The sequence below is a fragment of the Autumnicola patrickiae genome, assembly GCF_031846525.1.
In the GTDB taxonomy this organism is placed as follows: Bacteria; Bacteroidota; Bacteroidia; order Flavobacteriales; family Flavobacteriaceae; genus Autumnicola; species Autumnicola patrickiae.
Genome location: NZ_JAVRHM010000011.1, coordinates 113253 through 130615, shown reverse-complemented (window position 1 = coordinate 130615; position 17363 = coordinate 113253). Strand labels below are relative to the sequence as shown.

Genomic DNA, 17363 nt, shown 5'->3' with positions numbered 1-17363 from the left:
ATGACAATTGATCATTGCCCCGGAACTTTAGCAGAAGGATTTAACACGTACAGCAGAACTTGTTTAAAACGGGTATTTGACGGTAGAAAGGTTTCTCATATCCTGCCTTATGAGGCACCTAACTCTAACCGCCAAACGGATAAACTTTTTGAAGATAATCAACGACGAATTTCAATATCTGGAGTACAAGAAAAATTTTCTGTAATCTTAGAAAAAAATAAACTACGTCTCATTAAAGAAGGAGAACAAGGCACGCATATACTAAAACCCATCCCCCATGTCGGCAAAAAACGTGATCAAATGCCCGCCAATGAGCATCTAACAATGCAGATCGCACGCCAGGTCTACAATATTGAAACTGCCGAAAATGCCCTTATCTTTTTTAAAAATGAGGCTCCTGCTTATATTACTAAGCGCTTTGACGTGAAAATGGATGGCTCCAAAAAAGCCAAGGAAGATTTTGCCACTCTAGCCGGAAAAACTCCTCAAACTGATGGCGAACATTATAAATATGAAGGAAATTACCTTGAGCTGTTTCACCTGATGAAGAAGTTCCTGCCTGCATATCGAGTTGAAACGCCAAAGCTCTTTAAAATACTTGTATTTAACTATTTATTTTCGAATGGTGACGCGCACCTCAAGAACTTTGCGATTCTTGAAACTCCTATGGGCGATCACCGATTAAGCCCGGCTTATGATCTATTAAATACACGTATTCACGTGGAGGATAGTAATTTTGCTCTGGATGAAGGGCTATTACCCAAAAGCCTGGCTCAAACAACTATAGCGGGACAGTTAAAAATACTGGCAGAACAGGTAGAAATGAAGCCAAGACAATTCGATCAAATTATTACCGGTATGTTGGAAAACTCGGAAAAAGTAGTTGAAATGACCCGGTCCTCTTTTTTGGAAAAATCTACTAAGCGCAATTATATCCAGAATTACCAATATAGATTGAAGCAGATGCAAAAGCTGAAGTCCTGAATCTTTATTGAATAAATCTTAATAGTGGAAGTCCCTTTACTATAAAAGCTCGTGACTATATCTTTTTTCTTTACCTAATTTTCTATTACTTTCTGAAAATCCACCATTGAAAATTCGCTTTCGAATTTTATCGGGAATGGAGGATTCATTGTTATGGATACCGGGTAAAGCGTGATTATCTTCTCTTGCAAGTTTCAAATGTATAATACCTCCAGACTCTTTATGCCGAATACCATTAATACGATCCTCTAAATCTTTCTTTTCAGGATAGATAGATTACGAATACCTTCAGTGGAAATTTACATACATGGTACTGAATGTATGCATTCTACATTATTTCCCTTCCTAGTTTAGCTCCAGAATTCGAAAAGCAAAAGCGCTTTTTTCAGTATCAACTTTAAACAATTCAATTATGGACGCAATTAAAATTCTGGAACAACTGGATCGTATTGAGAAGCTGTTACGGGCAAGTAAAACGGTCATGTCTTTGGAGGAAGCAAGTGAATATACCGGGATCTCCCGGAGCTATCTCTACAAGTTAACAGCTAAAGGAGAAATTCCTTTTTCCAAACCCAGGGGTAAAATGATCTACTTCTCCCGAGAAAAACTGGATCACTGGCTTCTTTCCAATTCAAAAAAATCAGCTGGTGAACTAAAGACTGAAGCATTAAACTACACCTTCAGGAACAAGAAAAGATTCTTTTAACCTAATTTTTTTGTTATGTCTGGCAACGAGGAAAAGATGTACGGGGTTAAGGAACGGAAAAAGAAAACCGTCTATGACTTTATTTGTGAATATGCATCAGATAAGTATGATCTTAGGTACGACGAGTTAGGCCATGAATTTCAAATTTCATTTAAAGATGAAAACAAATGGGAAATATTGGATTTGAACTCCTTTTTAATTGAACTGGATCAGTCTAATATTCAGGTCAACCCTGCCAAACTGGAAATCTATTTAAGGTCTCAATATGTTCCAAAGTTTAATCCTCTTGAGGAATACTTTCGGTCTTTACCTCATTGGCACGGAGAGGATCATATAAAGGCATTGGCATCATACCTACCAACAAAGGAACCTGTACTATTCCAGTACCACTTTAAGAAATGGTTGGTGCGTGCGGTAAGGTGTGCACTTGAAAAGGAATATTTTAATAAACAATGTTTGGTTCTTGTTCATCCGCATCAGAATTCAGGGAAATCAACCTGGTGCAGGTTCCTTTGCCCTCCTGCCCTATCGAAATACTTTGCTGAGGATATGACCACCGATAAAGATGCAAGGATTCAGCTAACAAAAAATTTCCTGATCAACCTGGATGAGTTATCCATTCTGGCAAAAGAAGAAATAAATGCACTGAAGGCATATTTCTCCAAAACGATGATCAATGAGCGCTTACCTTATGATCGTAAAAATTCCACGCTGTACAGAACGTGTAGCTTTATCGGCTCTACAAATCGTTCAACTTTCCTCAATGATGAAACCGGTTCTGTACGCTGGTTGTGCTTCGAACTAAAAAGCACCATTAACTTTTCCTATTCCAGGGAAATAGATATTAATAAAGTCTGGTCCCAGGCCTATTACCTCGCTTACATAGATGAAAACTTCTATCCGGAACTTACTTTAAAGGACATAGCTGAAAACGAAGAAAGGAACAAAACTTACCGGGAAACTACCATGGAAGAAGAGCTGCTTTGCAAATATTACTCACAAAGTTCCAATCCTGCTGATTTTAAAACCGCTTCAGATTTGGTTGTTCAATTAGCCTGTATTAATCCCCGCCTGAACATGTACTACATGGGAAGGGCTTTAAAGGCTTTGGGCTATGAAAGAATAAAATCTCCTCAAAATAGGATTTACGGTTATCTGATTAAAAAAAGGTTTAAGTCCTCTCCTTTAGAACTTTTATAAAAAGTATTTACCTAATTACCCCAATGCGGCTTAAAGGCGATGAACAGGGACTTAAGGTGTGGTAAATAGATTTATTAAACTATTTACCCATAACTACCACCGGGTAATTGGGTAAATAGAAAAATTAGCTAAAAAAGAAAGAAAAGCCAGCATTCATAGGGGCTGGGTAAATAGGTAATTAAAAAATAGAAAAAATGGAATTAAATCAATTATCGTGGAGAAGCGCCCGTAATATTTGCATCGTGAAAATACTCGCAAAATTAGGGCACTACCCCACCAGAAAATCGGAAAAAGAAGCTTGGTTTCTAAGTCCCTTACGGTCAGAAACCCAAGCCTCTTTTAGCGTCTCTTTGATCAAAAACTTATGGTTTGACTTCGGATTAGGAATAGGAGGCAATACTATAGATCTTATCATGATAATGAAATCCTGGTCTGCAAGGGAAGCTCTGGAATTTTTAGAAATCGATAAAGAATCTTTTTCTTTTAGCCGGCCGGATGTTACACATCTTTCTAAAGAACCAGATCTCCAAATACTGGACGTTCAAATTATTCAGCTACAAGCTTTAATTGATTATTTAAATTTTCGGAATATACCTTTTGAGATCGGTAGGAAATACTGTAGACAGGTTTGGTATGGATTTAAAGGAAAACGATTTTTTGCTATTGGTCTGCAAAATAATAAGGGAGGATGGGAGCTGAGAAATAGATACTATAAAACCTCCAGTAGCCCAAAAACTTATTCCTTCTTTGAAAGAGGATCTAAAAATCTATTGATTACAGAAGGGATGTTTGATTTTCTTTCTCTAGCTACCATCGATGAAGACTTAGTACAAGACTCAGATTATATCGTTTTAAATTCCCTGGCCTTTCTGGACAGGATTAAAATACTCATACCTAAATATGACAAAGTTCTGATCTATTTGGATAATGACCCGGCAGGAAAAAAAGCAGCCAGTTCACTTTTAAATTTTTTTGATAATGTTACGGATTGTAGCGATTTGTATTTGGGATATAAAGATCTAAATGAAAAATTGCAGAGTGAAGGATGCTCGAAAAAGTGAGGAAATACACAATTAAGTTTAACGGCCTGAATAGAAAGAACTACTTACTAATTCTTAGGAGTAGCACCAAACATTTGCAGGAAGTAAAAAAATGAGAGAGAGGGTAAATAGTAAATGCCTATCGGAGAATTTCAGTTGAAATGGTAAAGCAAGATGTGTCATTGTCATGACATTCTTGCTTTACGCCCGGAGGTTGCAAAGGTTCTAAAAAAAATGAAAAGGGAATACATCCAGATCCGTTGCTCGATTTACGAGAAAAAGCTACTCAAAAGAAGGGCGGCCAGGGCAGGGATTTCCCTATCAGAATATCTTCGATCTACTGCTTTTGAAAGAAATATTGTAGAACGGATTACCCCGGAGCAGTTGGAATACTACCGGATGTTGGTGCAATACAAAAATAACTTCGCACGGATAAGCAGCATGTTCAAAAAGCGGGATCCAAAATTGGCTGCAACGGTGGAGAAGCTGGCGGAAGAAATCAGGAACCATTTAAAAAACTTTAAAAAATGATAGGGAAAGGACATTCAATTTCCAGCACAAAGGTATCCATATCCTATGGCTGGAATCAGGAGAAAGAGGCTGAAGTAGTGCTGAAAGAACATTTGGCCGGGGATACTCCCGCGGAGATAACGGAAGAATTCAAAATTATCCAATCCCAAAATGAGCGTTGCCACAACAACACCTTAAGCTTTATCGTAAGCCCGTCTATTGAGGACGGAAGGGATTTAACCAAAAAAGACCTGGGAGAAATCGCTAAAAAGTTTTTAAAGGAGATGAACCTGCAAAACAATCAGTCCATTGGGTTTGTTCACCGGGATAAGGCGCATACCCATATCCATATCTATACTAATAGAATTGGTTTTGATGGAAAGGCCTACAATGACAGCTTTATCGGAAAACGAAGCCAGATAGCGGCAGATAATGTAGCAAAGGAATTAGGATTTAGCAGGGCGCGGGAAATACAACAGGATAGGCTTCAGGAATTAAAAAACCTTCGACAGGAAATCAAAATCATACATGACCGGGTCCTTAAAACAAGGCCAAAGTCTATGGATGAATATATGAGCAAAATGAAATCTCATAAAGTGGAAGTGATTCCCACTATCAATAAATCCAATCAACTGCAGGGTTTTCGGATGGAATACAAAGGCGTAAACCTTAAGGCCAGTGAGATCCACCGGTCGATGAGCGGCAATAGGTTAATCCCAACAATCTCGCAAAACCAGGGTTTTAAAAGGCTAATGCAAGCACCAAAAGAGCTTCAGGTTTTAAACAAAACGGTGCAGTTAAGTAGCAATCTCTCTACTAAAATAGCTAAAGAGCTTGTAAAAGGAGCAGTGAAAATTATAAGGGATACCGGTATAGGATATGAATATTAAAACTTTAAGTTATGAAAAAACTGGATGAAATTATGGAACTGATGGCCGATGAGATGGCTGATTTTAAAACTACTATCCTGGAGCTTCAACGGCTTTCGGATAAACTTTTTGATCTCAGCATCCCAATTACAACCGAAGCCTTGGAAAAGGACCTGAACATATTCTTACAAAAACAGGAAACGGAAAGTCAGGAAAGGGATAAAATTCTAAAGGGCATTGATAAGAAATTAAAGAATGCCAGGCTGATACCGAATTACCTGTTGATCCTTTTTGGTATCATGGAATACTTGATTTAAGTTTAGTAGGATACTTTAGTTACACCGCCAATAAAAAAACTGAGCAAAATTTTGAAGTTTACCGGATGATCATGGAATCTCAAAATAAGCGATACGATGGTTACTTCGAAGCATATCCGGAAATCAAAGAGGATTATTGCCAGTGGCTGGAAGCAGAAAACCAGGATTTGTAATGACAAATAGCCATGGCGAAAAATCTTTGAATTTGCGTCAAATGCCCTGAAACCCCCAATAAAATCGTTGAAATTTGCGGCAAAGCCTTAACCGATTAGATCAGATTTTTTAAAATTGGGTGGTGAAAGGCTGTGAGATTTCCAGTAAATCCCTTGGAAGACCCTGAAAACAGGTTAAAATTTACTGGTAATAGAACAGAAGTAGGATGCCTATGCTGTTTCAGTTCAATATTTCTAGCGGATTTTTATCCATTAAAGGCTTTCTACTTGCTTTTATTCTGCTTTCACTAATCCCGGGTGGCATTTTTGTGAGTATCCTCAATGATATCACAGATATAAAAATGGATACATTGGCGGGAAAGAGCAATGGGATGAAAAATTTCAGCAAAACCCAACGTGGCATTTTTTTAATTCTGCCGTTACTGGCAACTTTCATTTTCTTATGGTTTATGAAAGCTGCACCTATAGCCATGATTTCTTACTTTTTGTGCATCCTCTCTTTTACCCTCTATTCAGTTAAACCATTCCGGTTAAAAGAAAGAGGAATCTGGGGAATCTTTGCAGATGCTCTTGGTTCTCAGGTTTTCACAACATTATATGCCACTTTTCTTATTCTGGAAAACAGCAATGTAAATATTCCAACTGTTGAGATTATATTAATTACCCTTTGGTCGGCATGTTTTGGTATACGAGGAATACTGTGGCACCAGTTTCACGATTTGGAAAATGACATTAAAAGCGGGATCCCGACTATAGCACAATCTTTTAGCTCCCGGAAAACCGCCATTACAGGTTTCCTGATAATGGCTACTGAAATAATTGCCCTTGCCGGTATTATCCTTATCTCCGGGCAGTACTGGTGCTTTGTCGCACTCTTACTTTATTTTAGCTATATAGTTGACAGACGTATAAGGTTTTACACAGAAATTATTCCGTTTAAATACACAAGAAAGGACTACTGCATCTTTATGAATGAATGTTACCAGATTTTTCTTCCGGTTATTCTTCTTATCCTGCTAAGTTTCTTTGAACCGTTATACGGAATACTTCTCCTTGCTCACCTGTTTCTATTTCCTATAGGTATTATACAGGTTGGAAAAATGGTATTCTTGAGATAATCCCGAGCTTGACTTTCAAAAATCAGAAAACGAAATCAAGCTTTATAAAACCAATCTAACTTGAAATAGAAAAGAGAGGAAGCTATTAATATAAAGGAATCTTAGGATTACACATAGAATTTAACCTCACTCCTCTTTTTTCTATGTTATCCTTTTTAAAAATTAAAAAATAACTTTAAGATTTTTATATTACAATTACGTCACACGAAAATGCATAACAAAAACCAGGACATGAAAAATTATTTGCCAATTATTCTGGTTTTATCTTTTATCAAACTATTAATTCAATTGGTTGGAAATCGAAATTACGGGTTCCATCGCGACGAATTACTTCATTTATCAGTTAGTGAGCATTTAAAATGGGGATTTATGGAATTCCCCCCTTTATTGGTGTGATCGGAAAAATATCGTATTGGCTGTTCGATTACTCCCTTATAGGAATAAGGTTGTTTCCAACTCTTGCTGGTGTTACTATCCTAATATTATGTTGTTTAATTGCCAAAGAACTTGGCGGGCAATCAATGGGTATACTGCTTTCAGGAATTTGTATACTCGCTTTCCTTCCTTTTTATAGAAATCACACATTATTTCAACCTGTTGCGTTCGACCAGTTATTCTGGACTGCGGGATTTTATTTTTTCATAAAATTCATTAATTCGCAGAAAAAGAAATTCTTAATTTTTGTAGGAATAACTTTAGGGTTCGGCTTAATGAACAAATACACCATATTAGTTTGGGCATTTGGAATATTTATAGGATTGTTTTTCTATCGACAAGGAAGTATATTTAAAAACAAGTGGCTTTATATCTCATTCTTTATTTCTTTACTAATTTTCCTCCCCAATATCATATGGCAAATTCAAAGTGATTTTCCTCTTTTGAAGCATTTACAAGCCTTAAATGACAATCAGCTTAATGAATTGAACATAATGGAATTTGGGCTTGAACAATTACAATTTCCATTTACATTAATCATAAGTATTTTCGGAATATTCGCGTTAATAGTGGGTAAGAACTTAAAGAAGTATAGATTAGTCGGGATTGCCACTGTTACTATATTTTTCACTATGTGGCTGCTCAATTCCAAAGCATATTATGTTTTTGGAATTTATCCGGTTCTTTTTGCCAGCGGAGCAGTTAAAATAGAATCTTTACTATCTAAAAAAACCTATTGGATATATGCCATAGCCACAATAACTCTAGTGCCATCCATTTACTTTATTCCTGAGGCTACGCCAGTACTTCCAATTGAAAAGTTTGTCAAATACGCTCAATTAGAAGAAAAAAATGACCGGTTAGATTTAACCGGGGATTATGCTGATATGTTTGGATGGGAAGAACAGGTGAAACTGGTAGATAGTGTGTATCGATCTTTAAGTCCCCAAGAAAAAAACAATTGTGTACTATGGGCAGAGAATTATGGAGAAGCTGGAGCTCTTAAAATTTTAGGTAAGAAATACAATCTACCAAATCCTATAAGCAGGCACGGTACTTTTTGGACCTGGGGGCATGGTGAAAAAGATGCCGATGTCTGGATAAGTTTAGGTAATGAAAAAGCAACTGTAGAATATGTATTTGGAGATGTGGAGTTGGTCAAAATAATCACGCACAAATATGCGATTGAAGAAGAAAATGGAATTCCCCTTTACGTTTGTAGAGAACCAAAAATTGACATTGAGAAATGGTGGAAAGATTATGAAGAACACATATTCGACTGAAAAGGTCGTCAGGTAAAATTCCACATAATTAATAGCAGGTAAAAATTTAAAAAAGTAAAATCTACTTTGCAACAAACTGCTCTCCATATTGAATACCTAAAGAAGAGTTTTAAAGCAAAAGCTACCTGATTGAAAGGAGTGGTTTTTTAAATCTCGTAATAAGAAATCTAATAAAAAAGTATTGGAAAAATTTAGGTCCTACTACCTATTTTAATCCTTTTCTGTTATATTCATATTTGAATAATAAGAAGGCATTAATAATAATTGTTACATAAAGTGCTATTACTACAACATTTACCATAAAAGAAAAGCTAAAAAAATTAAGACCTCCAGTATTTCAATCCCCTTGATTGTAAGGTTAAGAGTTTTGGTCTTACAAATATTTAAAATTTTATCTTTTAGGGGAAGGGGAAAAACACCCTTTTTAAAGTAGGAATGGGTGCCGTAACCATTTAAGATTAATCCATATTATCTTTCAGAAAGTATTTCACTTCAAAAGTGAAGCTGTTGGAATAGAAGTTTGTATTATCTAAAAATTTCTCTTTTGTAGAGAACTTCTCCCTTCCAATTTACCGCCTGCACTAATATTTCCTTTTCCTGTACAATGACGATCAGAAATCCCTCATCGGAATCAATAAACTTTGTTGAAGAAGATTTACCGACATCTTCACCCCTGGATCCTGACCCGGAAATAAATTGCTGAATGGTGGATTCATCGGATTTCTGGTGTGCAATTACATGTTGATGACCCGAAAAAACAATATCTACCTTTGAATCCTTTGAGGTACTCTCCAGAAGGTTCTGAAGTGAGGTTTCTTCTTGATCTTTACCTGCTGAATACATAGGATGATGTCCTACAACTATATTCCATTTAGCCTCTGAAGTTTCCAGAGCATTGAGTAGCCATCGCTTCTGCTGCAGGGTATCCTGTTCTTTAATTTTTCTGTATTTTTCTTCCTCATAATAAGATTGCTGTAAAGGATTAGTGTCGAGGAAGATTAATCTTGTCTTGAAATCATCCACTTCTTTATCAACCAAATAGTAGTGATTTGGCATATTCCATCTCTGGCTAATTTTGGTATAATCAATTTGTGCCTCTACATTTCCCAGATAACCGTGGTTGCCAAGAACCAAATACCATGGGCAAAAAAGATTGGATCCGTAATATATATCTTCAAAACTGCTAATGATAAAAGGATCTTTTACAGATGCAATACCATCAGGATAAAAATTATCACCAGTGGAAATAATAAAATCTGGCTTTATAATAAATCCTGCTTGTTGCATGATCGCTGCAATTTCCATTTGTTTAAAATGTCCATTTCTTCCCCAATCACCTATTACATAGAAGCTTAATCCACCTTCTTTGACCGTGAGTTCTTCTAATGCTTGTGTCTTATTAGCATTATAGATTTTTCTCGTTTGGGCCTGCGAAAAAGTAGCAGATAAGATAAAGGCAAAAAGAATTCCAACCGCTCTAATTACTTGAAGTGTTTGTGGGACTTTTTTTTCTACGTTCATCGTATAAATTGTTTGACATCAAGATTATTCCTAAAAAGATAGGCATAATACCTCACCTTACAGGAACTAATAAATCTTAAACTATTGATAATTCATTGCAGCGGCATCTCCTGTTGTTTAAGTTTGTTGATAATGGTCGCAAGGAAATGCAATTTCACGGGCAGGGAAGAATCCATCTTTTCCCTTGGATTGGGATATTAGTTTTAAAACTATTTCTGGAAATTAATGAAAAATCAGGATCAAGCAGAAGCACAGGAAATAAAAGAAATCCTTCAAAATAAAAAAGTTCAGGAGGCTGTCAAGCAATCTTCAGGAGGCAAGCAGGAAAACGAAAAAGAACGATCTTCTGCTTTAGGGGTCACGGCAATCATCTTCCTTTTATGCTGTAGCTTATATATTCTGGTACAATACCAGATAATACCAATCCCGCTCACTTATGTCCCGTTGGCACAGAGGATCTTGATGGCGCTTATGTTCATAGCCATTATCCTGGTAATAAACCGTTTGCTTAAAAAAATTTTAAATAGAAGAATAGAAGACAAATCTACTGTTTACAACCTCAAGAACATAATCAACCTCTTTAGCATAATATTTATTTTCATCATTGCCCTTTCTTTATTATTTGCTAATTGGTACGCTACGGTGGTATCTTTTGGGGTAGGTTCTTTAATATTAGGACTAGCCCTTCAAAATACCTTCACGAGCTTTTTCGGATGGATTTACCTCCTTATCCGGAAACCTTATGAAGTGGGGGATCGAATTAAAATAGGTTCTGCATACGGTGACGTGATACGAGTAGGTTACCTCGATACTACCCTATGGGAATTTAGGGGAGATTATTTATCCGGGGACCACCCCAGTGGTCGAATCATCAAGTTTACAAATTCCAAAGTATTTAGTGAATACATATATAATTATTCCTGGCCACTGTTTCCTTTTATCTGGAACGAGCTTAAACTTTATATTTCATATGACAGTGACCTGTTGTTCACCACAAATACTATAAAAAAAATAGCAGAAGAAGAAATTGGGGAAGCTATGACCCGAAGAGTTAAAAGGTACAAGAAAATCCTGGCAGACACTCTTGTGGAACAACTCGAGGTTCGGGAACGGCCTTCAGTAATTCTGAAAGCACATGAAAATTCCTGGATAGAAGTCACTGTACGTTATCTGGTGAACCCCAAAACATCCGGGAAAGTCAAGACCAGGCTATTCGGAAATATTTTAAAAGAACTAAAAGAACACCCGGAAAAGGTAAGGTTTCCAAATTAAGGTATAGAAAAGGATGAACCTTACCTTCTATGCTAGGGATAATTTTTTTTTTTGGAAAGTTTGATTAATAATTGATTTCTAAGGATAGTAATAACGTTGATTTAAGAATCCTTACTCATTAAATCGAAGCCAATTTTTCTATACTGATTTTTTCTCCCTCTGCGCTTAAGCTACTTATGAACCAGAATATTTTACTGGTAATATAAAACAGAAGTAGATTGCGCCCTATGCTGTTTTTACTTAACGCTTAACTTCCCGTACGCTATAAAAACAGCACAGGAACCTCGCGCAGGTAAGTTATGGTAGATTTGGGGGCATCTATTTAAATATAAACGGTAATAATCCGGCGATTGGATTACCAGTTTTATAGATTATGACTAACTTAAAGAAATATCAGCACTATGGGTTTCAGAAATTAAAACTTTGGAGCGGCAGTAAAGCCGCTGGAAAATGTCCAGAAGTTGAAGATCACCATAGACCTGTACGAAATGAAAGAACTATTCTCAGAAAAAGGAAGGCTCTGGTTAATCAGTATATTCTTAAATACAGTTAAACTTCAGGCAGAGCAGATTTTTAATCCATTTACCTTAAGACTGTCGATTAAATTTAAAAAAGGGAAACCATCCGTTTAAAAAGAGACGGCTTCTTCTTTTTGTAATCATTTATTCTTTAGTAGGATTTCCTATACTTCCTTCCATAGGAGCTTCATTAAAATCTGCTGCGTCCTCTATTGTCATTTCTGTAATAAAATCTTCCTTAGGTGTCCTCACTTTTTTCATGCTCACTAACCAGTCATTTTCATCTTCCCTGTATCCCAAAGGCAGCAGTAAGGTGCTTTTATAACCACTACCCGTTAATTTTAAAAGCTCATCTAATTTTTCAGGAATAAATCCTTCTATTGGAGTTGCATCTACCTTCTGCTCAGCCGCAGCTGCAATTGCCAAACCAAAAGATATGTAGCTCTGTTTAGCGGAATGATGTGCCTGCCACTCCTGTCCCAAAGGTTCGTACAGGCTTAAAATATTATTTTTGTAATTGTCCATTGTGTTGTGGGGCAACTTCCTTTCATCCATGGTATAGTTAAAAACCTTTGAAACCCTTTCATCGTTATAACCATTCCAGGCTGCGAAAACCAATAAATGGGAACAATCTGTTATCTGACTTTGATTCCAGGCAATTCCTTTAATTTTTTCCAACAACGCCTTATCAGAAATAACAATAATTTTATAAGGCTGCAGGCCTGAGGAAGAAGGAGCCATACGGGCAGCTTCCAGTATATAATCTAATTTATCCTGAGGCACTTTTTTGCCATTCATTTTTTTGGTGGCATAGCGCCAGTGTAAATCTTCCAGTAAACTCATAATTCTTTATTTTGAACAAAGGTAAACCAGATTGGTTTAAAAGAGTAACTTTGTGACAAAAAGTAATAGTGACATTTAAGTAACCTCCTTGAGATATGGAAGAAAAAGTTTTAGATTTTACAGCTGTGCATGATTGTACAAAAAAGATTAGGGCAATTCACGATACGATGGATGTATTAAGCGGAAAATGGAAAATATCTATTATAGCCTGTCTTTGTTATGAACCGATGCGATTTTCGGAATTGTTAAAAGAAGTAAATGGAATATCCGGTAAAATGCTGAGCAGGGAATTAAAGGACCTGGAAATGAATAAACTGGTAATAAGGAAGGTTCTCGACACCAAACCGGTAACCGTAACTTACCAAATCTCTGAATATGGAAAATCTTTAAAAGAGTTAACCAATGTAATTGCAGAATGGGGCATAAAGCATAGGGAACAAATAGTTAATTCTCCTAAACATACTATGATCTAAAATAGAATTAGGAACAAGATAAGACCAACTTACAAATTTTAAAGGGTAAAGCTGCATCTGTCAAAAAAAGATTTAAAAGGTAACCCTCGTGAGTTCGAGTGAATTATTGGAGCCTTTCGGCAAGAAAAATTTGTATCGAGAACACCCAAGGGAGTTTTTTGCTCCAACCTGTTCTCAATACATTTTTGCTGTCGCTCTCACTACAGCAAAAGACACTCGAACTGACGTGTAGTGGTAAAAACCACTTATTCATGTGTTGATATTCCAAAAACAAAGTATGAATTAGGTACTAAATATTCATATCTTGTTGATCACTAAATAATTATCCTCATGAAGAACCTTAAGAAAGAAGATATTGATCAAGAAGTATTTGACCTGTATGATGATTACGCCCACAATAAGCTCAACAGACGCCAGTTTGTTGAGAAACTCTCATTATATGCCGTTGGCGGCCTCACGGTAGGATCTCTGCTAAGTTTTATGTCTCCTGATTATATAAATACACTGTTGGTTAGCAAAGACGATCCGCGTTTGGACTCTGGATATATTCAATATGATTCTCCCAGGGGTGGCGGAAGTATTAAGGCGCTGTTATCCACTCCAAAAGAGAAATCAGGAAAATTGCCTGGAGTCATTGTCGTGCATGAGAACCGTGGCTTAAATCCTTATATTGAAGATGTGGGCAGGCAGACGGCTTTGGATGGGTTTATTAGCATTGCACCTGATGCGTTATCCCCGCTTGGCGGCTATCCGGGAAATGATGATGCCGGCCGGGAATTGCAAAAACAACGCGATCGCAACGAGATGCTTGAGGATTTTATAGCTGCCTTTGAATATCTTAAAAATCACAAGGACTGCAACGGCAACATTGGCGTGGTTGGATTCTGTTTTGGTGGATGGATATCAAACATGATGGCGGTGCGGGTGCCTGAATTAAAAGCAGCAGTCCCATTTTATGGCGGACAGCCTACTTCCGAAGAAACCGCACAGATTAAAGCGCCTCTGTTAATCCATTATGCGGAACTGGACTCCCGGGTTAATGAGGGCTGGCCAGATTATGAAAAGGCACTCAAAGTGAATAGCGTTAACTATACTGTTCATTTTTATGAAGGGGTGAACCACGGATTTCATAACACAACGACCCCCCGATATGATAAAGCTGCTGCGGAGCTCGCCTGGCAACGTACTGTTGCGTTTTTTAAGGAGCGACTGGTGTGAGGGTTCTTGTTTAATTTAAATACTGAAAAGAGCTTTCAGGAAATATTTGAAAAGAAATCCTATCGTATAATTCAGGTTAATTGTAAATAATCCTATTACATCCATAACGAGGAAAAACTGCTAACAATAAAGCGCAAAAAAACCCAGAATAAACTGGGCTCTGTTAGTAAATCAAAAGACGTAAATTATTCTGGCATTACTACTGTGTCTATCACGTGAATAACACCATTGCTTGCCATTACGTCTGTAGCAACAATTTCACTGTAATTTCCTTTTCCGTCCATCAACCAAATTTTTTCATCTTTTTGCATTACGGTCAAGACTTCACCATTCAATGCTTCTAATTCGACCTTCCCATTACCTTCTTTTAAAGCGGCAACAACGTCGGTTGCTGATAATTTCCCCGATACCACATGATACTTCAGGATATTAGCCAATGCTTCCTGATTATTCGGTTCTAATAATGATGTTAGGGTGTTAGAATCAATTTTATTAAAAGCACTGTTCGTGGGTGCAAACACTGTAAATGGTCCTTCACCTTGTAAAGCGCTCACTAAATCGGCTGCTTGTAAAGCGGATACTAAAGTTGAAAAATCTTCATTACCAACAGCAACATCTACTATTGTTTCCTGTGCATTAGCACGTTGAGAGAAAGCCACAGTCGTTGCTATGGTCAAAATAAGAATTAACTTTTTCATAATTTTTAAATTTTAAATTATTGTTTATCAAATATATACTAAAATTAGTTCTGTTTAACTTATTTAACTTATTATTAAACAAAACAGTAAATTAATTTTAAAAAAGGAAATTTGAAGCACGATCTTAAAACTGATGTTGGTTGTTGGTATTCATACCTCGTACTTTTAACTTCGCACTTCAGAAGGTTGATAATTGTCATTTTTGAGGCACGATCTTAAAAACCGTTGTCAGTAGTCGGGTGTGGTTTTACAACTCTAAACTCTGAACCACGAACTCCGGGCTTCGAACTCTTCTAACTTCTAACCTCCCCCTTTAGAAAGTCGATAATTGTCATTTTTGAGGCAGGATCTTAAAAACCGTTGTCAGTGACCCTGAACTATAAACCACGAACTCCGAAAAGGCACTACCCTTTCCTACTCCTTTCTTTTGAGGAAACTTAAACAGAAATAATTTCAGACTCTGGAAATTGTCTTATACCTTCACCTTCCCGTAACCAGAAAGTATAAAACCTCCACATGAAAAACACGAATTGGGCTGAAAACCTAACCTACAGTACAGATAATGTGCACTACCCTACTACGTTGGAACAGGTGCAGGAGGTTGTAAAGAAGTGCAGCAAAATCAGGACATTGGGATCCCGTCACTCCTTTAATAGCATTGCCGATAGTACTGAAAACCAGGTCTCGCTTAAGCATCTTAATAAAGTGGTATCGCTAAACAAAGTGGCACATACCGTAACCATAGAAGGTGGTATGAATTATGGCGAACTTGCCCCTTACCTTCAGGAAAATGGCTACGCCCTGCACAATTTGGCTTCCTTGCCGCATATTTCGGTGGTAGGCGCCTGCACTACTGCTACACATGGTTCGGGTGTAAACAGCAATAGCCTGGCCAGTGCAGTTGCTGCGCTGGAATTTGTGAATGCAGCAGGCGACATTATCTGCATGTCCAAAGAAAAAGACGGGGAAGCGTTTAAAGGTGCCGTTGTAAATCTTGGCGCCCTGGGTGTGGTAACAAAACTAACCCTCGATTTGCAGCCTTCCTTCAACATAAAACAGCTGGTATACCGCAACCTGCCCATGCAGGCGCTAAAGGATGATTTCCTGGCGATTATGTCCGGCGGTTATAGCGTAAGCCTGTTTACCACCTGGAAAAATAAAAATATCAATCAGGTCTGGATCAAGCAGGACGAGAAAGGAAAATCATCTGGTTCAACTCCAGATAGCTATGGTGCACTACCTGCCACTCAACACATGCATCCGTTAGAAGAGTTATCAGCGGAGCATGCAACAGAACAAATGGGTGTAACAGGCCTCTGGTACGAACGCCTGCCCCATTTTAAGATGGGCTTTATGCCTAGTGCTGGTAAGGAATTGCAGTCGGAGTTTTTTGTACCCGTAGTACATGCTTACGAAGCTATGATGGCGATAGAGCAATTGCACGAAAAGGTGTCGCCGTATCTCTTTGTGTCCGAAATCAGGATTATCGCTTCAGATGATTTATGGATGAGTCCTTTTTACCAAAGAGCATCTATCGCTTTTCATTTTACCTGGAAACAGGAATGGGAGTCGGTAAAGAACCTACTCCCATTAATAGAAAAAGCGCTGGCACCATACAAGCCGCTACCACATTGGGGCAAACTTTTCACGATGGCGCCACCTGTACTGCAGGGCCGCTTGCCAAAATTGAATGATTTTAAACATCTTGTTCGTCATCACGACCCACAAGGAAAATTCCGCAACAGCTTTCTACAGGAAAAGCTTTATGACAGCTAAACCTCCTTTACTGAAATATCCTTAGAAAGAAGAAGCAAGGTTAGCCGAAGGAGAAATTCTTAATCCTGCACTTAAATCTTATACTTTTTTAGGCGGCAGATCAAAAGCTTCAGCTTCATGTTCAAAATGGTTGCGGTGGGAACCATCACAAAAGGGCTTGTTACCCGACAAACCACAACGGCAAAGGCTTACTTTGTTCCTTCCTCCAAGATCGTATTCCTTTCCGTTCTTATCTACTATTTGAAAGTCTCCATCTATAATAAGGGAGCCATTATTGTTTACTGTAATCTTTGTTTTTGACATGGTTGTTTTGTTTTAGTTTGTATTTTATGATTAGTTGGAAAATCATGCAAGTTAACTTTTTTACTTCCACCGCTTAAATTTAATCCCTCATTGAGGGTTAAGTTCC

The 17363-nt window shown here is 37.5% G+C and carries 17 protein-coding genes; 13 read left to right on the top strand and 4 right to left on the bottom strand.

Annotation, left to right across the window (positions count from 1 at the left end; translation table 11 throughout):
- From RM549_RS11045 to RM549_RS11005, 9 genes are all read left to right on the top strand, one after another.
- A complete protein-coding gene (locus RM549_RS11045; RefSeq protein ID WP_311684728.1) occupies positions 1 to 984 on the top strand; it encodes a type II toxin-antitoxin system HipA family toxin in 984 nt (327 codons plus the stop codon).
- 412 nt (positions 985 to 1396) lie between these two features.
- Complete coding sequence (locus tag RM549_RS11040) at positions 1397 to 1690, top strand: helix-turn-helix domain-containing protein (protein ID WP_311684725.1); 294 nt, start codon at positions 1397 to 1399, stop codon at positions 1688 to 1690.
- 15 nt (positions 1691 to 1705) lie between these two features.
- Complete coding sequence (locus tag RM549_RS11035; protein ID WP_311684723.1) at positions 1706 to 2890, top strand: VapE domain-containing protein; 1185 nt, start codon at positions 1706 to 1708, stop codon at positions 2888 to 2890.
- A gap of 194 nt (positions 2891 to 3084) precedes the next feature.
- Positions 3085 to 3951: a DUF8464 domain-containing protein gene (locus RM549_RS11030; protein WP_311684721.1), complete on the top strand. Its 867-nt coding sequence runs from the start codon at positions 3085 to 3087 to the stop codon at positions 3949 to 3951.
- A gap of 213 nt (positions 3952 to 4164) precedes the next feature.
- Positions 4165 to 4461 carry a mobilization protein MbpA gene (gene mbpA / locus RM549_RS11025; protein WP_311484064.1) on the top strand — a complete coding sequence of 99 codons (297 nt, stop codon included), beginning with the start codon at positions 4165 to 4167 and terminating at the stop codon, positions 4459 to 4461.
- Positions 4458 to 5330 (top strand): relaxase/mobilization nuclease domain-containing protein, encoded by an 873-nt coding sequence (locus RM549_RS11020; RefSeq protein ID WP_311684719.1) that lies wholly within the window; start codon positions 4458 to 4460, stop codon positions 5328 to 5330. The genes mbpA and RM549_RS11020 overlap by 4 nt, the downstream gene beginning before the upstream one ends.
- An 11-nt stretch (positions 5331 to 5341) precedes the next feature.
- Complete coding sequence (locus RM549_RS11015) at positions 5342 to 5626, top strand: DUF6730 family protein (protein WP_311684717.1); 285 nt, start codon at positions 5342 to 5344, stop codon at positions 5624 to 5626.
- A 385-nt stretch (positions 5627 to 6011) separates the two neighbouring features.
- Positions 6012 to 6917: a UbiA family prenyltransferase gene (locus tag RM549_RS11010; RefSeq protein WP_311684715.1), complete on the top strand. Its 906-nt coding sequence runs from the start codon at positions 6012 to 6014 to the stop codon at positions 6915 to 6917.
- 359 nt (positions 6918 to 7276) lie between these two features.
- Positions 7277 to 8635 (top strand): glycosyltransferase family 39 protein, encoded by a 1359-nt coding sequence (locus tag RM549_RS11005; protein ID WP_311684713.1) that lies wholly within the window; start codon positions 7277 to 7279, stop codon positions 8633 to 8635.
- Between the two features lie 525 nt (positions 8636 to 9160).
- Here the strand turns inward: RM549_RS11005 and RM549_RS11000 are convergent.
- Complete coding sequence (locus tag RM549_RS11000; RefSeq protein WP_311684711.1) at positions 9161 to 10156, bottom strand: metallophosphoesterase; 996 nt, start codon at positions 10154 to 10156, stop codon at positions 9161 to 9163.
- A gap of 225 nt (positions 10157 to 10381) precedes the next feature.
- Between RM549_RS11000 and RM549_RS10995 the strand changes: the two genes are divergently transcribed.
- The gene (locus RM549_RS10995) at positions 10382 to 11428 is read left to right on the top strand and encodes a mechanosensitive ion channel family protein (RefSeq protein WP_311684709.1); all 1047 of its coding nucleotides are present in this window, start codon (positions 10382 to 10384) and stop codon (positions 11426 to 11428) included.
- 662 nt (positions 11429 to 12090) lie between these two features.
- On the opposite strand, the gene RM549_RS10990 is transcribed toward RM549_RS10995, so the two are convergent.
- Entirely contained in the window at positions 12091 to 12789 is a 699-nt protein-coding gene (locus RM549_RS10990) for an NAD(P)H-dependent oxidoreductase (protein ID WP_311684707.1), read from the bottom strand.
- Between the two features lie 95 nt (positions 12790 to 12884).
- Between RM549_RS10990 and RM549_RS10985 the strand changes: the two genes are divergently transcribed.
- Both RM549_RS10985 and RM549_RS10980 read left to right on the top strand, forming a co-directional pair.
- The gene (locus RM549_RS10985; protein WP_311684705.1) at positions 12885 to 13262 is read left to right on the top strand and encodes a winged helix-turn-helix transcriptional regulator; all 378 of its coding nucleotides are present in this window, start codon (positions 12885 to 12887) and stop codon (positions 13260 to 13262) included.
- A gap of 330 nt (positions 13263 to 13592) precedes the next feature.
- Entirely contained in the window at positions 13593 to 14480 is an 888-nt protein-coding gene (locus tag RM549_RS10980; RefSeq protein ID WP_311684703.1) for a dienelactone hydrolase family protein, read from the top strand.
- Positions 14481 to 14665: 185 nt separating this feature from the next.
- Here the strand turns inward: RM549_RS10980 and RM549_RS10975 are convergent, their stop codons facing one another.
- The gene (locus RM549_RS10975) at positions 14666 to 15178 is read right to left on the bottom strand and encodes a fasciclin domain-containing protein (RefSeq protein ID WP_311684701.1); all 513 of its coding nucleotides are present in this window, start codon (positions 15176 to 15178) and stop codon (positions 14666 to 14668) included.
- A gap of 516 nt (positions 15179 to 15694) precedes the next feature.
- On the opposite strand from RM549_RS10975, the gene RM549_RS10970 reads away from it, so the two are divergent.
- Positions 15695 to 16954: an FAD-binding protein gene (locus RM549_RS10970; RefSeq protein ID WP_311684698.1), complete on the top strand. Its 1260-nt coding sequence runs from the start codon at positions 15695 to 15697 to the stop codon at positions 16952 to 16954.
- A 78-nt stretch (positions 16955 to 17032) separates the two neighbouring features.
- Here the strand turns inward: RM549_RS10970 and RM549_RS10965 are convergent, their stop codons facing one another.
- Positions 17033 to 17257 carry a CDGSH iron-sulfur domain-containing protein gene (locus RM549_RS10965; RefSeq protein WP_311684696.1) on the bottom strand — a complete coding sequence of 75 codons (225 nt, stop codon included), beginning with the start codon at positions 17255 to 17257 and terminating at the stop codon, positions 17033 to 17035.
- Between the last annotated feature and the right edge of the window lie 106 nt (positions 17258 to 17363).

Coding starts and splice junctions, on each gene's coding strand:
- RM549_RS11045 (WP_311684728.1), top strand. CDS start 1: ATGACAATTGATCATTGCCCCGGAACTTTAGCAGAAGGATTTAACACG.
- RM549_RS11040 (WP_311684725.1), top strand. CDS start 1,397: ATGGACGCAATTAAAATTCTGGAACAACTGGATCGTATTGAGAAGCTG.
- RM549_RS11035 (WP_311684723.1), top strand. CDS start 1,706: ATGTCTGGCAACGAGGAAAAGATGTACGGGGTTAAGGAACGGAAAAAG.
- RM549_RS11030 (WP_311684721.1), top strand. CDS start 3,085: ATGGAATTAAATCAATTATCGTGGAGAAGCGCCCGTAATATTTGCATC.
- mbpA (WP_311484064.1), top strand. CDS start 4,165: ATGAAAAGGGAATACATCCAGATCCGTTGCTCGATTTACGAGAAAAAG.
- RM549_RS11020 (WP_311684719.1), top strand. CDS start 4,458: ATGATAGGGAAAGGACATTCAATTTCCAGCACAAAGGTATCCATATCC.
- RM549_RS11015 (WP_311684717.1), top strand. CDS start 5,342: ATGAAAAAACTGGATGAAATTATGGAACTGATGGCCGATGAGATGGCT.
- RM549_RS11010 (WP_311684715.1), top strand. CDS start 6,012: ATGCTGTTTCAGTTCAATATTTCTAGCGGATTTTTATCCATTAAAGGC.
- RM549_RS11005 (WP_311684713.1), top strand. CDS start 7,277: ATGGGGATTTATGGAATTCCCCCCTTTATTGGTGTGATCGGAAAAATA.
- RM549_RS11000 (WP_311684711.1), bottom strand. CDS start 10,156: ATGAACGTAGAAAAAAAAGTCCCACAAACACTTCAAGTAATTAGAGCG.
- RM549_RS10995 (WP_311684709.1), top strand. CDS start 10,382: ATGAAAAATCAGGATCAAGCAGAAGCACAGGAAATAAAAGAAATCCTT.
- RM549_RS10990 (WP_311684707.1), bottom strand. CDS start 12,789: ATGAGTTTACTGGAAGATTTACACTGGCGCTATGCCACCAAAAAAATG.
- RM549_RS10985 (WP_311684705.1), top strand. CDS start 12,885: ATGGAAGAAAAAGTTTTAGATTTTACAGCTGTGCATGATTGTACAAAA.
- RM549_RS10980 (WP_311684703.1), top strand. CDS start 13,593: ATGAAGAACCTTAAGAAAGAAGATATTGATCAAGAAGTATTTGACCTG.
- RM549_RS10975 (WP_311684701.1), bottom strand. CDS start 15,178: ATGAAAAAGTTAATTCTTATTTTGACCATAGCAACGACTGTGGCTTTC.
- RM549_RS10970 (WP_311684698.1), top strand. CDS start 15,695: ATGAAAAACACGAATTGGGCTGAAAACCTAACCTACAGTACAGATAAT.
- RM549_RS10965 (WP_311684696.1), bottom strand. CDS start 17,257: ATGTCAAAAACAAAGATTACAGTAAACAATAATGGCTCCCTTATTATA.